The 19,709-nt window shown below is 72.2% G+C and carries 13 protein-coding genes; 5 read left to right on the forward strand and 8 right to left on the reverse strand.

Translation table 11 applies throughout. The features are described from left to right. Positions 1-8: 8 nt before the first annotated feature. Genes ABGA98_RS33690 through ABGA98_RS33705 form a run of 4 tightly spaced genes read right to left on the reverse strand, consistent with a single transcriptional unit; the run spans position 9 to position 7,182 of the window. Positions 9-1,037, reverse strand: coding sequence for a hypothetical protein (locus ABGA98_RS33690; protein WP_347622459.1), 1,029 nt, complete (start codon positions 1,035-1,037; stop codon positions 9-11). 8 nt (positions 1,038-1,045) lie between these two features. Beyond that, positions 1,046-3,598, reverse strand: a complete 2,553-nt coding sequence (locus ABGA98_RS33695) for a family 78 glycoside hydrolase catalytic domain (RefSeq protein ID WP_347622460.1) — start codon at positions 3,596-3,598, stop codon at positions 1,046-1,048. A 15-nt stretch (positions 3,599-3,613) separates the two neighbouring features. Continuing rightward, positions 3,614-5,110, reverse strand: coding sequence for an alpha-L-fucosidase (locus tag ABGA98_RS33700; protein WP_347622461.1), 1,497 nt, complete (start codon positions 5,108-5,110; stop codon positions 3,614-3,616). Continuing rightward, entirely contained in the window at positions 5,107-7,182 is a 2,076-nt protein-coding gene (locus ABGA98_RS33705; RefSeq protein ID WP_347622462.1) for a beta-galactosidase, read from the reverse strand. The genes ABGA98_RS33700 and ABGA98_RS33705 overlap by 4 nt, the downstream gene beginning before the upstream one ends. 223 nt (positions 7,183-7,405) lie before the next feature. Here ABGA98_RS33705 and ABGA98_RS33710 point away from each other — a divergent pair, with 223 nt between their 5' ends. Together ABGA98_RS33710 and ABGA98_RS33715 are read left to right on the forward strand one after the other, a co-directional pair. Next, entirely contained in the window at positions 7,406-10,366 is a 2,961-nt protein-coding gene (locus tag ABGA98_RS33710; RefSeq protein ID WP_347622463.1) for a glycoside hydrolase family 2 TIM barrel-domain containing protein, read from the forward strand. After that, complete coding sequence (locus tag ABGA98_RS33715) at positions 10,363-12,012, forward strand: acyltransferase (RefSeq protein ID WP_347622464.1); 1,650 nt, start codon at positions 10,363-10,365, stop codon at positions 12,010-12,012. The genes ABGA98_RS33710 and ABGA98_RS33715 overlap by 4 nt, the downstream gene beginning before the upstream one ends. A 29-nt stretch (positions 12,013-12,041) precedes the next feature. Here the strand turns inward: ABGA98_RS33715 and ABGA98_RS33720 are convergent, their stop codons facing one another. The 3 genes from ABGA98_RS33720 to ABGA98_RS33730 are packed head-to-tail and all read right to left on the reverse strand — an operon-like array spanning position 12,042 to position 15,738. Beyond that, the gene (locus ABGA98_RS33720) at positions 12,042-13,361 is read right to left on the reverse strand and encodes an MFS transporter (RefSeq protein ID WP_347622465.1); all 1,320 of its coding nucleotides are present in this window, start codon (positions 13,359-13,361) and stop codon (positions 12,042-12,044) included. Continuing rightward, the gene (locus ABGA98_RS33725; protein WP_347622466.1) at positions 13,358-14,575 is read right to left on the reverse strand and encodes a pyridoxal-phosphate dependent enzyme; all 1,218 of its coding nucleotides are present in this window, start codon (positions 14,573-14,575) and stop codon (positions 13,358-13,360) included. Before ABGA98_RS33725 ends, ABGA98_RS33720 begins: the two co-directional genes overlap by 4 nt. After that, positions 14,572-15,738, reverse strand: coding sequence for a Xaa-Pro peptidase family protein (locus ABGA98_RS33730; RefSeq protein ID WP_347622467.1), 1,167 nt, complete (start codon positions 15,736-15,738; stop codon positions 14,572-14,574). Before ABGA98_RS33730 ends, ABGA98_RS33725 begins: the two co-directional genes overlap by 4 nt. A 100-nt stretch (positions 15,739-15,838) precedes the next feature. Between ABGA98_RS33730 and ABGA98_RS33735 the strand changes: the two genes are divergently transcribed. Both ABGA98_RS33735 and ABGA98_RS33740 read left to right on the forward strand, forming a co-directional pair. After that, positions 15,839-17,044 carry a helix-turn-helix domain-containing protein gene (locus ABGA98_RS33735; protein WP_347622468.1) on the forward strand — a complete coding sequence of 402 codons (1,206 nt, stop codon included), beginning with the start codon at positions 15,839-15,841 and terminating at the stop codon, positions 17,042-17,044. A gap of 171 nt (positions 17,045-17,215) precedes the next feature. Next, the gene (locus ABGA98_RS33740; RefSeq protein ID WP_347622469.1) at positions 17,216-17,743 is read left to right on the forward strand and encodes a hypothetical protein; all 528 of its coding nucleotides are present in this window, start codon (positions 17,216-17,218) and stop codon (positions 17,741-17,743) included. Between the two features lie 30 nt (positions 17,744-17,773). Here the strand turns inward: ABGA98_RS33740 and ABGA98_RS33745 are convergent, their stop codons facing one another. Beyond that, the gene (locus tag ABGA98_RS33745; protein ID WP_347622470.1) at positions 17,774-18,508 is read right to left on the reverse strand and encodes a hypothetical protein; all 735 of its coding nucleotides are present in this window, start codon (positions 18,506-18,508) and stop codon (positions 17,774-17,776) included. Positions 18,509-18,791: 283 nt separating this feature from the next. On the opposite strand from ABGA98_RS33745, the gene ABGA98_RS33750 reads away from it, so the two are divergent. Continuing rightward, the gene (locus ABGA98_RS33750) at positions 18,792-19,700 is read left to right on the forward strand and encodes a DUF3800 domain-containing protein (RefSeq protein WP_347622471.1); all 909 of its coding nucleotides are present in this window, start codon (positions 18,792-18,794) and stop codon (positions 19,698-19,700) included. Positions 19,701-19,709 lie beyond the last annotated feature (9 nt).

Here is a 19,709-nt window from a genome sequence, read left to right on the forward strand (position 1 = left end):
GGGGTTCTTCAGCCGCGGGCCATCGAGATGCCCCGCCTTTCCACTTGGGTGTGCTCGCCGACCTGGTACGGCTCGCAGCGCCGCGCCGCCGTGTAGAAGTGGTACGGCCGTCCGTCCCGCGAGACGACCGCGGGTTTGTGCGCGTACGTCTCGTCCACCGACCCGGGCGGGCCCACGTCGACGAGGATCTCGCCGCTCTTGTGCCAGGTGCGCAGGTCGCGGGAGACCGCGTAGCTCTCGCGGGCGTGCCCGTCGAAGGAGAGCCCGAAGTAGAACATCACCCACCAGTCGCCGTCGCGCAGCACGCACGGGTCGGAGGCGAACCGTTCGTCGAAGGCTCCCTCGCCGCCGTGCGGCACGACCGGCTCGGGACCGGGCCGCTCCCAGCGTTCGAGGTCGGGGGAGACGGCGTAGCCGATCTGCTCGCGCCAGCCGCCGTAGGTGCGGTTCTTGGCGTTGTAGAAGCAGTAGAAGAGGACGTCGTGGCGCAGCAGCCACGACTTGTACAGGCCGCCGCGCTCCCAGGCGCCGCCGTCCTGCGGGCGCAGCACCGCGCCGGTGTCCTTCCAGGTACGCAGGTCGTCGCTGGTCAGGAAGCCGATGACGCCGGCGCCCACCTCCATGCCGGCCTCCGGGTAGGCGTGGTAGGTGGCGAACGCCCGGCCGTCCAGCCAGGTCACCTGGCCGGCCGAGCCCAGCCGGTTGTCGCGCACGATCGACGTGAGCGCCGCGTTGTGACGCCGGTGGGGGTGCGCGGGGTCGCGCGGCAGGATCACCTCGCCGGGGCTCCACGACTCCAGGTCCGGTGAGCGGCTCAGCGCGGTCTGGTAGCCGGTCCCGTCGAAGCCGACGTACGTCATCAGGTATTCGCCGCCGTCGGAGCACACGAACGGGCAGTCCACGAAGAGGCTGTCGAAGCGGCCGGGCTCGCGCGACGGCTCGACCAGCAGCCGGCCGGCCTTGTACGGGGTCCTGACACGCGCCGGGTCGTACGCGTTCGCCGCCTCGTTCACCGCCTCGTTCACCGGCCCGCTCATCGGCCCGCTCATCGGCTCGCCCCGAACGTCCAGCGTCCGGCGGGCACCTCGTAGGCGCGGCCGCCGAGCGCGACCGCCCCGCCGGGGGCGGCGTGCCGGGGCAGGCCGAGGTCCGGCAGCCGCACCTCGGCCGACGAGCCGGGCGGGACCTCCACGTCGAGCGCGAACCCGCCGTCGCGCCGCTCCCACGACACCGCGACCCTCCCGTAGGGCGTCGCGGTGGCCGCCCGCACCGCCTTCAGGTCGCCGGGCGCGGCCGGCTCGATCAGCAGCCGGCGGAAGCCGTTCGAGCCGGGCGCCTGCCCGATGCCGCCGAGCCCCCGGTAGAACCAGGAGTCGATCGCGCCGAGCATGTAGTGGTTCTGCGACAGCCCGCGCGTCGGACCGTCCCACGCCTCGGTGAGCGCCGTGGCGCCGTGCCTGACCTGGTAGCCGTAGCTCGGGTTGCTCGTGGAGACGGCGAACTCCCACAGCGCGTCGTGCCGTCCCGCCCGGGACAACACCCGGAACAGCGCGGGCAGCACGACCTCGCCGACCGTGATGCCGCCAACGCGCACGGCCTCGCTCACCTGGTCGAGCAGCTGAGGGACGAGGTCGCCGGGCACGACGCCCATGTCGAGCGCCAGGACCTCCGACGCCTGGGTGGCCTTGCCGAACCCGCCGGAGAAGGCACGGGTGAACGCCGCCGCGATCCCCTCCGCCAGCGCGCCGTAACGCGCGGCGTCGTCGTCGCGGCCGAGCACGCCGGCGGCGCGCGCCATCGTGCGGGCGGCCTGCCAGTAGCCCCACGTCGACACCAGCGGCACCGGTGTGCCGGAGTCGGGGGCGAGCCAGTCGCCGAGCCCGTGGCCGAGGATGCCGTCCTCCGACCGCCCGGTGAGATAGTCCACGTAGCGGCGCATCGCGTCGTAGTGGCGCTCCATCGCCGACGTGTCGCCGTACCAGCGGTAGAGCTGCCACGGCACGCGCACCATCGCGCCGCCCCAGTTGGGGTCGTCCCTGAACGGGCCGTCGAACACGACGTACTCGGGCGCGATGTCCGGCACCAGCCCGTCGCCGGTCTGCGCCTCGGCCATCGTGACCAGCAGCTCGCGATAGTAGGCGGCCACGTCGTAGTTGTAGGCCACGACGTCGAAGAGCAGGTGGGTCTGCTCCAGCCAGCCCAGCTTCTCCCGGTGCGGGCAGTCGGTCAGGACGCTGTACATGTTGCCCCGCACCGCGCGGTCGATGATCCGGTGGATGTCGTTGACCAGCGGGTCGGACGTCTCGAACACCCCGGTGGGCGTGTTGTCCGCGCGCAGCACCAGCGCCGCCACCGCCTCGGCGCCGACATGCTCGGGCAGGCCCTGCACCTCGACGTAGCGGAAGCCGTCGTAGCGGAAGCTCGGGTGCCAGGTCTGCGGGCCGTCCTTGGTGACGTACGTGTTGAAGATCGGCGCGCCCGTCGTGGGCTTCGACTGGATCACGCGGCCGAAGTCGTCGAGCTGGTCGCCGGGCAGCAGGCGCAGGTAGCGCCCGGCCGGGAGGTCGAGCCGGAGCTCGGCCCAGCCGGCGACGACCGTGCCGACGTCGAACACCGCCGTGCCGTCCTTGGCGACCAGCTTCTCCACGGCGGGCAGCGTCTCCGTGACCCGGATGGGCGGGCAGGCCCGCGCGCGCAGCGAGACGCCCGGCTCGTCCGGCACCGTCACCGGCCGCCAGCCCGAGCGGTCGGCGCCCGGCGCGTCCCACCCGGCGACGGCCAGGCGGGCGTCGTGGTCCTCGCCGCCGAACCAGTGCGAGCGCGTCGTCGGGCCCTCGGTGGCCAGCCAGTCAGGCCCGGTGCCGAACGTGCGCGACGACCCGTCGGCGTAGGCCACCTCCAGCTGCGCGATCGCCTTCGGCGCGCCCTTGGAGCCGTAGAACTTCATGTAGCGGTCCTGGTGCGGGTACACGTGCGCGATGCCGGGGCCCAGCGCGATCCCGACCGCGTTCGCGCCCTCGCGCAGCAGCGCCGTCACGTCGTGCGTCGCATACGCCACCCGCCGGGTGAAGTCGGTGTACGCCGGCTCCAGCACGGCGTCCGTCACCGGCCGGCCGTTCACCGAGGCCACGTAGACGCCGAGCCCCGCGACGTGCAGCCGGGCCCGCGCGACCGGCCCCGCCACGGTGAACTCGCCGGCCAGCAGCGGCAGCGGGAGCCCCTCGCCGGCGCGCGGGTTGCCCGGGTCGTGCCAGCCGGGGTGGGTGATCCAGGAGGCCGTCCAGTCGTCCGCGTCGAGCAGCCCCGTCTCGAACCGCGCGCCGGGGCTCCACGCGGACCACGCGCCGCCGGCGTCGCGGACCCGCACCCGCCAGTGCACGACGGCCCGGCTCGGCGGCTCGGCGCCGCCGTACGTCACGCGCTGCGCGGCGGACTCGACCTCGCCGGTGTCCCACAGGTCGGCCGCTCCCTCCGCGGTGCCCGCCTGCACGTGGTAGCCGGTCTGCGCGAGGCCGCCGGTCAGCCGCCAGCTCAGCGGGGGCCGGGTGATCTCGATGCCAAGCGGGTCGGTCAGGTCGCACGTTCGCAGGTTGCTCACCAAGACAGGGGCTCCTCAGGTGACTTTGATCATGTACGCGGCCGTGGTGGGCGGCTCCGGCGGCAGGTCGGCGTAGAGAGCGTCGGGGGCCAGCCGCCAGCCGACGGGGCCGTGGCCGAGCAGCTCCACGGCGGCGGGGCGGCGCTCCAGCAGCCCCGCCGCCGTGCCCAGGCTGGTGATCCTGGCCGTGCGGTCGTCCGGCCAGGCGAGCAGGGTGGCGTACACGGCCTCGCCCTTGCGGGTGAAGCGGATGTCGCCCGGCCGGTACGCGCGCTCGGCCTCGTTGTAGCCCTCGTAGCCCTTGACCTCGCCCAGTCCCGTCGTGCCCTCGCTCGCGCGCAGCCAGGGCGTGGTGCCGTAGACGCCCTCGCCGCAGACCCGCAACCAGCCGCCCACCTCGGCCAGCAGCGCGCGGGCGCGGGCGTCGACGGTGCCGTCGGCGTGCTGGGGGATGTTCAGCAGCAGGCAGCCGTTCTTGCTGACCACGTCGATCAGCGTGTGGATGATCTGCTGCGGGGTCTTGCGCGGATGGAACATCGGGCCGTCGTCGGCGCAGTCGAACCACTCGCCGTCGCTGGTGTCGAACTGCCACGGGTGAGGCTGGGCCTCGTCGAGCTGGCGGCGCTCGCAGTCCATGACCACCGCGGTGCGGTCGGCGTCCGGCACGTCCTTGATCGTCACGATGCCGCCGGTCGGGCACGTGTTGTAGTAGCGGGCCAGCAGCTCCAGCCCGGCCGTGCTGACCGGCTCCGACTCCACCACGCTGCCCGCGTCGAACGGCAGCCGGCCGTCGTCGAGGTAGACCAGGTCGGGACGGTAGCGGTCGAGAGCCTCGCCGACCCGGGCGTAGAAGCGCTCGGCGACGTGCGCGGGCGGCCGGGCTCCCGGGTCGTGCCGCTGCGGGTAGAGGGTCGCGGGATCGAGGCCGTCCCACCAGGTGCCGGCGCCGTCGGCCCTGGTCAGCGCCCCGTCGTACGGCTCGCCCGTCTCGGGGTCGCGGCCGTGCGCCACGTCGAGCCAGCGCCACGTCCAGTTGTGGTGGAAGCTGAGGCCGAAGGGCAGCCCGGCGGCGCGGGCCGCCCGCTCCCACGCGCCGACGATGTCACGGCGGGGGCCGACGCGGGCGGCGGTCCAGTCGTGCTGCCGGGAGTCCCACAGGTCGAAGTTGTCGCAGTGGGTGGCCAGGGCGACGAAGTAGCGGGCGCCGCTGGAGACGTACAGGTCGATCAGCTCGTCCGGGTCGAAGCGCTCGGCGCGCCACCGGTGGAACAGCTCCTTGGCGCCGCCCGCACCGAAGTGGGCGCGGTGGTGGGCGTGCTGGCGCCCGGCGCGCTCGCGCTCCCACGGCTCCGACCAGGGTTGCATGCCGTAGAGGTGGCGGGCGTACCAGTCGCCGGAGCGGGCCACGGACTGCGGGCCCCAGTGCGACCAGATGCCGAACTTCGCCTCACCGAACCACGCGGGCACGCTGTGCCGGCGCAACGACTGCCAGTCCGGCCGGAAACCGCTCAAGTGATCACCCGTACGTCGAAGGGGGCCAGCCGGAGCGGGCCCCGGTCGAGGGGCCGCCGCCGCCCGGTGATCTCGACGGCCGGCCGGGTCACGGTCACCGCCTGCTCGCGGTCGGACCAGTTGTGCACGAACCAGAGGCGCTGCCCGCGCGCGTTGACCGCGGAGCGCACGGTGACCTGCGGCTGCGCGCCGGCGGAGACGAGGGCGGGGGCCGCCCCGGCGGTGACCCGCGCGGCGATGCGCTGGAACAGGGCCGCCGCCAGTTCCCTCCCGGGCAGGGTGCCGACATAGGTCACCGTGCCGCGCCCGGTGCGGTGCTCGGTGACGGCGGGCCAGCGGCCGAAGTGGTGGTGCTCGTAGCGGGCCAGCTCCTCGGCCCCCTCCAGCTCCAGCGCGTCCGCCCAATGGCGGGCCACCCCGTGCTCCCCGAGCCCGCGCACGGGGACGGGGCCGGGCAACGTCGAGTACTCCAGGTAGCGCACCCCGGCCAGCTCGCGCAGCGGCCCAGGCGCCACCTCCGCCCGCGCCCGCGCTTCCTCGTCCGCGTACCCGGTGCGGAAGGTCAGCACCAGGTGCCCGCCGTCGCGCACGTATGCGGTCAGCGCTTCCGCCGTCGCGGCGGACAGGCAGTAGAGGGCGGGCGCCACCACGACGGGGAAGCGCCGGGCCCCGAACTGCTCGGGCGTCACGAACCCCGCCTGCAGCCCCGCGTCGCTGGCCCCCTGGTAGAACGCCGCGACGATCCGCTCGTAGGAGTCGCGGTCGGGGTCGCGCCCGTCGAGCGTGAGCGGCGGCTGGAACGCCAGCGCCCACCTGCTGTCGTGGGAGCAGACGAATCCGGCGTCGGCGTCGGGGGTGAGCCCGGCGAGGTCGTCGCCCGCCCGGTCGAGCTCCGCGCCCAGCGCCGCGATCTCGTCGTAGACCCGGCCCGGCGTCATGGCGTGCCCGAGGATGCCGCCCCAGTACGTCTCGGCGCCGTCGTGCAGCGTGTTCCAGTGCCAGTACGAGATCATCTCCGCGCCGCGCGCGACCAGCGCCCAGGCCGCCTGGCGGAGCTGGCCGTCGTAGGGCGTGACGTTGAGCTGGGATCCGGCGATCGACGAGGCGTTCGTCTCGGTCACCCAGTAGCGGCGCTGCTTGGAGCCGTACATGCGGTCGGCCGCCTGGAACAGCGCGTCGGGCCCGGCGGCGAACCAGCCGATCTCGGCGGGCCGGTCCCCGGCGTCGCGGGTCAGCGCGTCCTGCGCCAGGTAGTAGGCGTTCCCGCTGGTGACGGTCAGGTGCTCGGACAGCCGTACGTCGTCCAGGGCCGGCCGCTGGTAGGCCAGGCACGTGGTGAGCGCGCGGTCGCCGGGCACCAGCTCCCGCACGAGATCGGCCTGCCAGGCGATGAACCGGGTGGTGAGCTCGGCCTGGAAGCGCCGCCACGCGAGGTCGTACGAAGGGGTGGTGTTGCCGTCGGGGCGCCAGAGCTCGGCCCAGTCGCCCAGGCGGTGCGACCAGTACGCCAGTCCCCATTCCTCGTTCAGCCGTCCGACGTCGCCGTACCGTTCGGCGAGCCAGGCCGTGAACCGCTCGAACACCGGCTCGTTGTGGATGAGGTGCAGCCCCGGCTCGTTGTCGAGCTGGATCCCGATCACGGCGGGGTGGCCGCCGTGCCGGCCGACGACGGCGCGGATGACGCGCTCGGCGTGGCGCAGGAAGGCCGGCGAGGTGAAGTCGACCTCCTGGCGCGCGCCCCACGGGATGCGGGCCCCGCCGGCGCGCACGACGGCCAGCTCGGGGTGCTTGCGCTGCAGCCAGGGCGGGATGGCGTACGTCGGGGTGCCCAGCAGCACGCCGATGCCGCGCTCGTGCGCCGCGTCCAGGACCGGCGTCAGCCAGTCGAGGTCGAACTCGCCGTCGCGGGGCTCCCAGGTGGACCAGACGGATTCGCCGACGCGGATGGTGTCGATCTTCGCCTGGGCCATCAGGTCCAGGTCGCGCTTGGGATCGGGGGCGCGGAGGTATTCGGGATAGTAGGCCGTGCCGAATCGGATGCCGGGGCTGCGGGTGGGGGGCGGTGGAGTCATGAGCTCCCCGAGGTCGTGACGGACCAATGGCGATGTTAAAACGATTTACCAGATGATATATTTATTCACACCCTCATGTCAATGCCCTTGGGGTGCTTCGTGGCTGTCCCGTTTCCTGTGCCCCGTCCCTGGGCGGCCGATCGCCGGAGGCGACAGAGGGATGGTGTCGGCGGAACACCGCGTATAGGCTTAAAACGTTTTGTCTCACGAGAGGGACGTTCGGATGGTCGACTTCCACGAGGACCCCGGGCCCGGTTCCGGGCGGCGGGCGGCGCGCGCGGACTTCGTCTCCGACGCGCCGCGCCTGTCGCTCAACGGCCTGTGGCGCTTCCGCCTCTCGGGCACCGCCGCCGGAACGGGGCCCGCGCTGCCCGACCCGGCGCTCGACGACGACGGCTGGGACACGATCAGGGTGCCGTCGCACTGGGTGCTGGAAGGGCACGACCGGCCCCTCTACACCAACACCGCCTACCCGTTCCCCATCGACCCGCCCCACCTGCCCGACGACAACCCGACCGGCGACTACCGGCTCCGCTTCGACCTGCCCCCGGACTGGCCCGGCGGCCGGACCGTGCTGCGCTTCCAGGGCGTCGACTCCTGCGGCACGGTGTGGCTCAACGGCGAACTGCTCGGGCACTCCAAAGGCAGCAGGCTGCCGTTCGAGTTCGACGTCACGGGGCTCGTGCGGGCCGGCGGCAACCTGCTCGCCGTACGCGTGCAGCGCTGGTCGTCCGGCAGCTACCTGGAGGACCAGGACATGTGGTGGCTGCCCGGCATCTTCCGCGACGTGGAGCTGCTGGCCAGACCCGAGGGAGGCATCGACGACCTCACCGTCCGGGCCTCCTACGACGCCGCCACCGGCTCCGGCGCGCTCCTGGTCACCGCCGACGCCCCGGGCCTCGTCGAGATCCCCGAACTCGGCATCGCCGCGCCCACGGGCGAGGAGGTGACGGTCGCGCACGTCGAGCCGTGGAGCGCCGAACACCCCCGCCTCTACCGCGGCACCCTCCGCGCCGCCGGCGAGACGATCGACCTGCCCGTCGGCTTCAGGACCGTCGAGATCGCCGGCGGCCGGCTGCTCGTCAACGGCAGGCCGGTCCTCTTCCGCGGCGTCAACCGGCACGAGCACGACCCCGTACGCGGCCGCTCGCTCGACCGCGCCACCATGATCCGCGACATCGAGCTGATGAAGCGGCACAACGTCAACGCCGTCCGCACCGCCCACTACCCCCCGCACCCCGAGTTCCTGCGGCTGTGCGACGAGTACGGCCTGTGGGTCGTCGACGAGTGCGACATCGAGACGCACGGCTTCATCTACTCCGGCTGGGAGGGCAACCCGCCCGCCGAGCCGATGTGGCGCGACGCCCTGCTCGACCGCGCCCGGCGGATGGTCGAGCGCGACAAGAACCATCCCAGCGTGGTCGTCTGGTCGCTCGGCAACGAGAGCGGGAGCGGGGAGGCGTTCGGCGACATCGAACGCTGGATCCGCGAGCGCGACCCGAGCAGGCCCCTGCACTACGAACGCGACCCGAGTTACCGCCACTCCGACTTCTACAGCCTGATGTACCCGTCGCTGGACGACCTGGAGCGCATCGGGCAGCGCAAGGAGGAGACGCCGGAGGGGGTCAGCGCGGAGTCGCCCGACGACGTGCGGCGGCGCGGGCTGCCGTTCCTGCTGTGCGAGTACGCCCACGCCATGGGCAACGGGCCCGGCTCGCTGGCGGACTACCAGGCGATCCTGGAGTCGTACGAGAGGTTCTGCGGCGCGTTCGTGTGGGAGTGGATCGACCACGGGCTGGCCGGGACCGACGAGCACGGCCGCCCCTTCCACCGGCACGGCGGCGACATCGACTACCAGCCGAACGGCGGCCGCTACTGCCTGGACGGGCTGCTGTTCCCCGACCGCACGCCCTCGCCGGGCCTGGCCGAGCTGGGCGCGGCCATCGCGCCCGTGGGGATCGCGGTGGAGACGGCCGCGGGCGAGGGGGCAGCGGGCGAGGTGGCCGTCACCAACAAGCACGACCTGATCGACCTCGACCACCTGTCGTTCCGCTGGTCCACGGAGGTGGACGGCGAACCACGGGACAGCGGGACGCTCTCCGTGCCGCACTGCCCGGCCCGCGAGACGGTGCGCGTACCGCTTCCCGCCGTGGAGGTGGCGGCGGAGGGCGAGACCTGGCTCACCGTCGAGGCGTCGCTGGCCGCCCCCGCCCGCTGGGCGCCCGCCGGCCACGTCGTCGCCTGGACCCAGGCCCGGCTCGGCACCGGCACCTGCCGCCGCCCGCACACCGCCCCGCCCGCGGGCGTTTCTCCCTCCGCGGCCGGGGTGGTGGCCCTGGGCGCGGCGGCGTTCGACGCCAGGACCGGGCGGCTGATCGGCCTGGGGGACGCCGCGCTCGACGGGCCGGTGCTGGAGGTGTGGCGGGCACCCACCGAGAACGACCGCGGCCAGGGCCCCAGGAACGCGCTCGCCGCCGACTGGGAGGCCGTCGGCCTCGACCGGTTCCTGCACCGCACCGCGAGCGTCGAACGCCCGGACGACCGCACGCTCGTGGTGCGCGGCCGCAGCGGCCCGGCCACCCGAACCCTGGGCTTCCGCACCACGTACACCTGGCGATGGCGGCGCGGCGCGCTCCACCTGACGATCGAGGCCGAACCCGTCGGCGACTGGCACGACACCGCCTACGGCCACCTCAACGTCACCCCGCCGCGCATGGGCGCCAAGTTCGCCCTCCCCGGCGGCTACACCGACGTCGCGTGGTTCGGCCGCGGCCCCGGCGAGTCGTACGCCGACAGCCTGGCCGCCGCCCGCGTCGGCCGCTTCGCCCGGCCGATCGACGACCTGCAGACCCCGTACGTCTTCCCGCAGGAGAACGGCAACCACGTCGGGACCCGCTGGCTGGAACTGTCGGGCGGCGGCCTGCCGGCGGTGCGTGTGGACGGCGAGCCGCACCTCGACTTCACCGCCCGCCGGTGGACCAGCGAGGCGCTGGCCGCGGCGCTCCACCCGCACGACCTGGCGGACTCCGGCCGGGTCTGGCTGAACCTGGACCACGGGCAGCAGGGCCTCGGCAGCGCCTCCTGCGGCCCGGCGCTGCCCGAGCGGTACCGGCTGCCGGTCCGCCGCCACACCTGGTCGATGACCCTGTCCTCCCCGGAGCCCCCGCGAAGGAGTTACCGATGACGTCGACGTTCGACTTCTGCCCGTGGCTGTACTGGGACCACGCCACCGACGAGGACCGCCGCGCCCAGGAGAGCCACCTGGCCGGGCTGCGCGCCAGGATCACCGTGGAGGCCGCGGAGAAGGTCTTCGTCTCGCCGCTGGCGGCCGTGCACGCCGACCGCCTGCGCATGGGCGACCACAGCTACATCGCCGCCCACGCCTACGTCACCGACACCCTCGTCATGGGAGCCGACTGCACGCTCAACCCGTACGCCGTGGCGCGGGGCCGCGTCGTGCTCGGCGACGCCGTACGCGTGGGCGCCCACACCTCCCTGCTCGGCTTCAACCACGGCGTCGAGCCCGACCGGCCGGTGTTCCGCCAGCCGATCAGCTCGAAGGGCATCACCATCGGCGACGACGTGTGGATCGGCTCCAACGTCGTCGTCCTCGACGGGGTCACCATCGGCGACCACGCCGTCGTCGGCGCGGGCGCGGTCGTCACCAAGGACGTGCCCGCCTGGGCCATGGTCGCCGGCAACCCGGCCCGCCCCATCCGCGACCGCCGCACGGGGTCACGGCCAGGGGACGACCTGGAAGGGCAGCTCGGCGCCTTCGCCGACCGGGCCAGGGACCAGGCCGAGGCGGTGCTGGCCCGCTGCTGGACGGGCGAGCGGTACGTCGACCGCCCGGGCGCCCCGCCCACCGTACGCGCCTGGTGCGACGCCGTGGAGATCGCCGACCTGCTCCTGGGCGGCCCGCCCCCGGTGCCGGCGCGCGAGGAGATCGTCGCCTTCCTGCGCGACCGCCAGGACCCCGCCACCGGCCTGGTCCCGGAGATCGGCGCCCCCGGCTCGCCGGAACGCGCGGGGGAGCCGGGCGGCGGCGGGCCGGAGCTGGAGGGTGTCACGGCGTACCACGTGCTCTGCGCCGGCTACGCGCTCGACCTGCTCGGCACCGGCTTCCGGCACCCCGTCCACGCCGTCCACGACCTCGCCGGCAAGGACCTGACCGCCGCGCTCGACGCCCTCGACTGGGACCGCGAGGCCTGGACGTCGGGCTCGGTGGTGGACGCCGTCGGCACCGGCCTCTACCGCAACCTCGCCGGCTTCGGCCTGCGCGGCGACCTCGAGACCCTGTACGGCTGGCTGCTCACCCGCTGCCGGCAGAGTCACGGCATGTGGGGCGAACCGGACTCCGACGCCGGCTGGTTGATGGTGGTCAACGGCTTCTACCGGCTCACGAGGGGGACGTACGCGCAGTTCGGATTGCCGCTGCCGTACCCGGAGCGGGCCGTCGACACCGTGCTCGCCCACGCCCGCGACCCCCGCTACTTCCACGGGGACACCGGCAACGCCTGCAACGTGCTCGACGTCATCCACCCGCTGTGGCTGGCGGGCAGGCAGACGGCGCACCGCCGCGAGGAGGGCGAGGCGTGGGCCCGGCGCCACCTGCGCCGCGCGCTGGGCGGCTGGCAGGACGGCGCGGGCCTCAGCTTCGCCCTCACCGGCGGCACCGGCGCGGCCCGCGTGCCCGGCCTGCAGGGCACGGAGATGTGGCTCGCCATCATCTGGCTGCTCGCCGACTACCTGGGCCTCTCCGGCGCCCTCGGCTACCGCCCCCGAGGCATCCACCGCCCCGAACCGGCGATCCACCTCCCGGCGCGCTGACACATCATGCCGGCGGCTCGTCCCCCGTCTCACTGCCGGTTCGGCAGCGTGGCGGTGGTCCTGGCAGGGGGAGCCAGCTGGTCGTGGGTGCGGACGGCGATCACGCACACGATGCTGATGACCGACGCGAGCCCTCCGTACACCGCGACGGGCAGCCACGAGTCCATCCCGTTGAACAGCGCGGTCGCGACGAAGGGCGCGATGCCGCCGCCGATGATGCCGGAGAACTGGAAGCTGAACGACGTGCCCGTGTAGCGCGTGGCCGGCGGGAACACCGACGAGATGAGCCCGGCGTACGGCGCCCAGATCGCCATTCCCGCGATGCTGAAACTGAGGACCATGGCCACCGAGGCCAGCACCGGGCTGCCGGTGTCCAGGAGCGGGAAGAAGAGGAACACGCTGATCAGGAGGCCGCCGAGGCCGTACAGCAACATCTTCTTGCTGCCCACCCGGTCGGCCATGGCCCCGAACACCGGCGTGGTGACGAGCGCCAGGCCCGCCGCCACCATCGTGGCGGTCAGGATGGCCCCGCTCGGCATGAGGTCCAGACTGGTGACGTACGTGATCGCGAAGACCGTGAAGATGTAGAAGCCGACGTCCACCCCGAGCCGGCAGCCGACGGACAGCACGAAGTTGCGCGGGTGGGTGCGCAGCACCGAGACCAGCGGCGCCTTCTCGGGCTCGGCGTTCTTCATGTTCTCCACGAACTCGGGGGTCTCGGTGATCCGCAGCCGCAGCCAGAGCCCCACGAGCAGGATCGACGCCCCGAGCAGGAAGGGCACCCGCCATCCCCACGCGAGGAACGCCTCCTCGTCGGCCAGGCTCGTCATCAGGGCGAACGAGCCGCCGGCGAGCAGGAGCCCCAGCGGGTCGCCGGCCTGCGGGATGCTGCCGAGAAAACCCTTGCGCCTGCCTCCCGGCAGTTGTTCGACGGCCAGCAGCACCGAGCCTCCCCACTCGCCGCCGAGCGCGAGCCCCTGGACGATCCGGCACACCGTCAGCAGGATGGGGGCCCAGACGCCGATCTGCGCATGGGTCGGCAGCAACCCGATCGCGCAGGTGGCCACCCCCATCATGACGATGGTGATCAGGAGCACGCCCCTGCGGCCGAAACGGTCGCCGTAGTGCCCGGCGATGACGGCGCCGACCGGCCGGGCGACGAAACCGGCCGCGAAGGCGGCGAAGGAGCTCAGCGCTCCCGCGACCGGCGAACTGTTGGGGAAGAACAGCTGCGGGAACACCAGAGCGGCGGCCTGACCGAAGATCATGTAGTCGTACCACTCGAGCGTGCTGCCGGCCAGGCTCGCGCCGAGCGCGCGGATCCTGAGTTTGTCCTGGGTCTGCCTCACGTCAGGTCCTCCAGTGCCTTGTCGAGTGCCGCGAGAGTGGGGGGTGGTGCCGGCGGATCCGGAAATCGTTCCGCGGTGGACGGGATGTCCTTCAGGCCCGTCGAGGTGCCCACCGCGACCACGGTCTGCCCGCGCAGCGCGCCTCCTCCGGCGAGCTCGCGCGCCGCCAGCAGCGGCACCACCCCTGTGGCTTCCAGGTACAGGCCCTCTGTGGCGGCGACCTGGTGCTGCATGGCCATGAGTGCGCGGTCGTCCCGCGTGACGACCGCCCGCCCGCCGCTGCGGCGCAGGGCGTCCAGCCCCTGGTAGGTGCCCACCGGGGTGGCGATCGAGAACGCCTTGGTGTCCGTGGCGGGAACGGGGCCCGCGAGGTCGCCGCCTGCCGCGAGCGCCTGGCTGTAGGGGCCGAACACCTCGCCGGCCACGAGCCTGGGCACGCGTTCGGCCAGGCCGAGGGCGAGCAGGTCGGCGAAACCCCGGTGGATGCCGGCCAGGCCGTCGGCGTAGGAGGCCGGGACGATGACGACGTCGGGCACCTCCCCGAGATCGCGCAGGATCTCGAAGGCGATCAGCTTGTATCCGTCCACGCCGAAGGGATTGGACCCCAGAGGCGGGTCGGTGAAGTTGGACATCGGCACCCAGCCGTGCGTGCGAACGGCCTGCGCCATCACCGCCCAGCGGTCGGGTCCGTGCTCGTAGGCGACGACGGCGGCGCCGTACGCCTGCATCATGGTGCGCATCGTCAGAGGGGCGGAGCGCATCATGAGCACCACGCATCTCAGGCCCGCAGCGGCGGCGTAGGCGGCCACGGCGGCCCCGTGGTTGCCCGAGGTGGACACGATCACGGTGTCGGCGCCGGAGGCGGCCGCCTTGCTCACCGCGACGCAGGCCAGCCGGTCCTTCCACGACCACGTGGGGTTGCGGGACTCGTCCTTGAGGAGCAGCCTGCCGATCCCCAGCTCGCGCCCCAGTCTGCGCAGCGGCAGGAGGGGCGTGCCGCCCTCGCCGAGCGACAGCAGCGGCTGGTCGGCCGTGAGCGGCAGCGCGTCCCGCCACTGCCAGGGCGCGTCGTCGCGGGCGACGGCGTAGCCGGGACGCAACGCGACCGGCACGCCCTGGTCCGCGCAGCCGGGACAGCCGCCGAAGGCGAGGGCTTCCCGATAGCGGGCGGCGCAGCGCGGGCACACCAGCTCGCCGGCGTAGGCGATGCTCATGGGATCACCCGCAGGCCGCGATCCATCGTCGTGAAGAGCTCGAACCCGTGCTCGGTGACCACACCGGTGTCCTCGACCATCATCCCGCCCCACCCGAGCTCGTAGTACGGCGTCTCCAGGCAGAACACCATGCCGGGCCGCAGCACGGTCTCGATCCCCGATGCGATCAGCGGGGTCTCGTAGACCGACAGCCCGATCGCGTGGCCCGCGTGCTGGCGCCGGTAGGGGAGCGGCCCGCCGTTCGCCTCGACGCCGCGCACCGCCGCCGCGAACACGTCGCCGGCGCGGGCGCCCGGTGTGGCCGTGGCGAACTCCGCGTCCTGGCCCGTCGCCAGCGCGTCGTAGAAGCGCTGCTGGCGGCCGGTCGGCTCACCGACCACCGCCGTACGGGCGACGTCCGACCAGTAGCCCTGGTACGTGCAACCCACGTCGAAGCGCACCAGGTCGCCCGGCCGGCAGGCACGGTCGGTGGGAAAGGCGTCGGACAGCGCCGACCGCTCTCCCGACGTCACGACGACGAACCTCGGCTCGCCCCCTCCCGCCACCATGGCCCCTGCCACCGCGGCGGCGAGCTCGCGCTCGGTCACGCCCGCGGCCGCCTGGCCGAGCGCGGCCTCGATCCCCTGCTCGGCGAGGCGCGCGGCGGTCCGCAGCAGCTCCTGCTCACCGGGCAGCTTGACGGAGCGCACCGCCGCGATCCACCCGTCCGCGCCGCTCGCGTCCGCGAGCGCGGCGGGCCGGCCGGTCCTGGCGAACCCGGCCCACTCCGCGGCCGGGCGCGAGCGCCCCGGGGCGGCGAGCACCGCTTCCAGCGCGGAGGAGAGGTCGGGGTGGTCGCCGCTGGTGGCCGAGCCGTCGGCGTGCGTGAAGTAGAACTCCCCGAAGGTGACGAGCTCGTCGGCCTCCCGCCCGCCCTCCTCGGCCGCGGCGGCCTCTCCGGCCGGCACGATCAGCACCGTACGCGAGGGGGTGACCACCGCCGCGATCTGGGCGCCCCGGCTGAGGGACGCGGTGAGGCTGCGATGACCGGTGGCGTAGTGCACCGATTCCGGCGTGCTCAGTACCACGCATTCCAGGCGGGCGGCGGCGAGTTCGGCGCGCAGTCTCTCCCCGCGCCGGGCGGCCGGCCCGGCGTCCGCCGGTTGGCCGGTTCCCACAGACACCAGACGACTCCTTCTCGTGGGGTTCAGTGTCTTACACAGGATTCTCCGCGGCCCCATGGAGTCATATGGGCAAAAGACCAGGTCACGCTAGGCTGCCTTTGTGTCAACAGCACAAATCCGGCGCCTCCTCGCCGAATCCGCCGAGGACATCAACAACGAGGTGCTGCAGAGCGTCTGGGGCATCCCCGGGTACGACATCGCCCACATGTCGAGGGACGACCTCGCCGGGCGCATCCCCATCTCCATCCACGCGCTGCTGGCCTCCCTGGAGAACGGGGCCAGGCTCACCGAGACGGCGCGGCGGTCGGCCAAGGAGATCGGCACCAGCCGCGCGCTGTCAGGGGTGCCGCTCGAAGCCATGCTCCAGTCCTGGAACACCTCGGAGCGGGTCTGCGTGCAGCACGTGCTCCGGCACGCCGACGCGTTCCCGGGCTCCGAGATCCGGCAGGTCATCACCCAGCTCAACGTGATCTTCGGCGAGGTGGCCCGGCTGTCGGCCGCCGAGTACCGGCGCACCCAGAGCGAGGTCACCGCCTACTACGACAGGCTGAGCACCGACCTGGTCGCCCGCCTGGTCGGCGAGCAGCAGACGACACCGGACGAGATCCGCCAGCAGGCGCACGCCGTCGGCAGCGACCCCGCCCAGCCCCACGCCGCGATCGTCGTCGTGGTCGCCGCCGCGGAGGCCGGCCCCAGCCTGCGCATCGAGCGGCACCTGCTCGCGCTCCTGGCCGGCCACACGACGGGGCGCATCCTTCTCGGCCGCCTCGACCAGCATCTCGTCCTGCTGTGCCCGATGCCGGACGAGGGTGACGACCTGCTGGACCGGCTGCTCAGACGTGCCGCCGCCGACCCGCACAAGCCCGGTTCCTTCCTGCTCGCCACCAGCCGCGACAGCGCCCCTCTCGACGACATCACGGACGTGTGCGCGAAGGCCAGGGAAGCGGCGCAGATCGGCTCCCGCCGCGGCTGGACCGATCGCGTCGTCACGTTCGAGGACGTCTGCCTCGACGTCATGCTCGCCCGCAACCCGGACGCGACCGCCGTACTCGCGGCGACGCTCGATCCCCTGCTCGGACGTCCCGAGCTTCTCACCACCCTGCGCGAATACCTTCGTCACGGAATGTCGGCCCGTGCCACCGCCCGCGCCCTCTACGTCCACCCGAACACCGTCCCCTACCGGCTGCGCACCATCGAGCAGCTGCTCGGCCGCAGCCTCTCCGACGTCACCGGCCTCACCGACCTCCTCATCGCCCTGCACCACCTCGACACGGAATCCGCACCCGCGCATGCCGGCCCCTGCTGAGGCCCCGCGAACCACGGCGCGCTCCCACCGAAGGGGGAGACCTGCCCCCGGAATTCACCCTCACAGGGGAGGACGCGGCGTGCGGGACGCATGTCGACTGGTCACATGGGTTCCCCCGTGTTTTCTCCTGATCGTGCCGCGGCTCCCGTGCGACCTGGCACTCGTATCGTCGTGACCGGCCTGCTGGTGGCCTTGTGCTGCGCCGGATTCGCCGTCGTCAACGTCATCTTCGAGCTGACCGGTCGTTTCGACGGCGGCCCCTACGCCGCGTACGCATCAGGCCTTCTCGTGATGAACTGGCTCGTCGTCGTCCTGAAGCTGGTGGGCGCGGGCGCGGCGCTGTCGTCGATCGCCAACCGTCCCACGGTGCTTCCCCCGGCGGTTCTCGGCGTGGTGTTGTGGAGCGCGTTCGCCCTGCTGTCCATCTACGCTCTCGGCGCGATCGGTCAGGCGTTCGGCATGGCGCTGGGCCTGATGGGCTCGGCCGATCAGATCACCCTGGCCGGAGTCGGTTACGTGCTGTTCTTCACGCTGATGGCGATCGGATTCGGCGCCCTGGCGATCTCCTACTCGCGGCGCCTGCAGCTCCGCAAGGGCGTCATCGCCCTCGGCGTCCTGGGCGGGCCCGTCGCGCTGGGGCTGATCCTGCTGGCCATGCCGATGCTCCTGACCGCCCTCGGCGTCATGCCCGCCGCCTGATGGGAGCCCCGTTTCCGGGCAGCTTCCTGATCACCAGCGGTCGAGCGAGCCGAGCAGCATCCCGCCGGCGATCCCGGTGAAGAAGAGGGCCAACACGACCTGGACGACGAGATCAGCTCCGGTGGGCAGGCCGTAGGCCAAGGCATCCGTCGCCATGTCCACCGGTAGGAGACCCATGAACATCCAGGCGAAGGTCCGGAAGGCGAGCATGAAGAACCCGTCCCACCAGCCGAACAGCGCTCCCCACAGCAGGACTCCGAGGCCGAAGAAGGCCAGGTACAGCCAGCCGCCCAGCATTGTGCCGGACTTCGGCAGGAACCACTGCGCGCCGCCCATCACCTCCACGCCGACGACCTCCCCGCGCCAGAGCCGCAGTGTGGCCGGTTGTCCCTGCTTGGCCTTGGAGTAGAAGCTGCGGGACACCTCGCGGGCTTTCCGGGAACCGTCGGCCCGCTGCCAGGTCACCTCGTAGTGGGTGGTCGTGGACGTGGTCGTATACGTGTGACCGTTGGCGTCGGTGTGCGTCGTCGTCGTGGTGGTGGTGTAGGTGCGCCGGCCGGCAATGGAGCCCGGCTCGTTACCGAAACAGTCGCCGACGCCCCGCTCGCACGTCACGACCTCGCGGAACTCCCGGGTCTGCCGATACGGGCCGGCAGCGCCGACGAGCGCCGTCACGAGCACGCCCAGACCGAAGGCGACCACGATCCACCGCCCGGCTGAGCGCCGGGACAACGATATGCGGCGGGGCCATCGACGGAGCGTCATACTCCATCCCTATATTGATCACCTCTGCATGGTCGAGGCGTTTTTCGAGCGCTTTGACCGGCGGCTGCAGGTCAGGCCCCGCGGCGGCAGCTCGCCCTGCCGAGTGTGATGTCAAGTGAGCACCAAGCGAACTGGAGTAAGCAAAGCGTCAGTCCCTTTGCCCGTGACGGGTTGCTGTGCTTAACTGTGGGCAGAAATCTTCTACAGGTGCCTAGGGGCTTGGCCCCGAACACCACATCCTAAGGCCGTCCCCATGGGGCGGCCTTAGCGCTATGGTGCCCCCATGCAGATCTGCTACCTTGACGAAGCGGGCGGCTGCGAGGCACCTGATAGAAACGGCTCAGCAACACCCGTCATGGTGATCTCCGGGCTCGTTGTGGATGCCGCCTCGATCCCAGCTCTCACGCGAGACTTCCTTGCGCTGAAACGGCTGCACTTCCCAGGTCGCTTCGCTGCTGGGCGTGCCCTGGACCACATCTTGATAGAGGTCAAGGGCAGCGAGATCCTGCAGATGACGAGAGCGCAGTCGCGTAATAAACGCCGCCAAGCTCATCGCTTCCGTTCGGAACTCTTGGACCTAGTCGAAGCACACAGATGCCGCCTCATAGGGAGAATCTGGATCAAAGAGCCAGGAAAGGCCCTGAGGCCAGAAGGGAGCTACTGCTACGCCGTCCAAGACATAAGCACGCACTTCGCCCAATTCCTGGCGGCGCAGAACAGTGTTGGCATCGTCATCGCGGATGGACGGAATCACCACACCAATCGCAATGTGGCTCATTCAATCTTCACGCAGAAGTGGCGCACTGGCGGCGATCCCTATCCCGCCCTTCGTGATGTACCTCTCTTCGCTGCCAGCGACAACCATGCTGGGCTGCAGATCGCCGACCTGATCGCATCCACGCTGATATTCCCCATGGCGGCCTCGGCCTACTGTCCGCGGCAGCCCGCGAACCCACACTCCTCAGGCCTCTACAACGACGTACGAAACCACTTCGGAGGCAGGCTTCAGAACCTCCAATACAGGTACAAGAACGAGGTCGGACGCTGGCGAGGAGGTTTAGTGGTCAGCGATCCGATCGGGCGTCGTCCGGGATCGCTGCTGTTCAGGCCGCAGGAGGTGGCCACGAGCACGCAGGCTCAACCGCCTGCGGTCGCCGGACAGGCGCTGACGAGCTCGGCACATCAGCCTTGATCCGATAAC

This window comes from Nonomuraea sp. B1E8 (assembly GCF_039871515.1).
In the GTDB taxonomy this organism is placed as follows: Bacteria; Actinomycetota; Actinomycetes; order Streptosporangiales; family Streptosporangiaceae; genus Nonomuraea.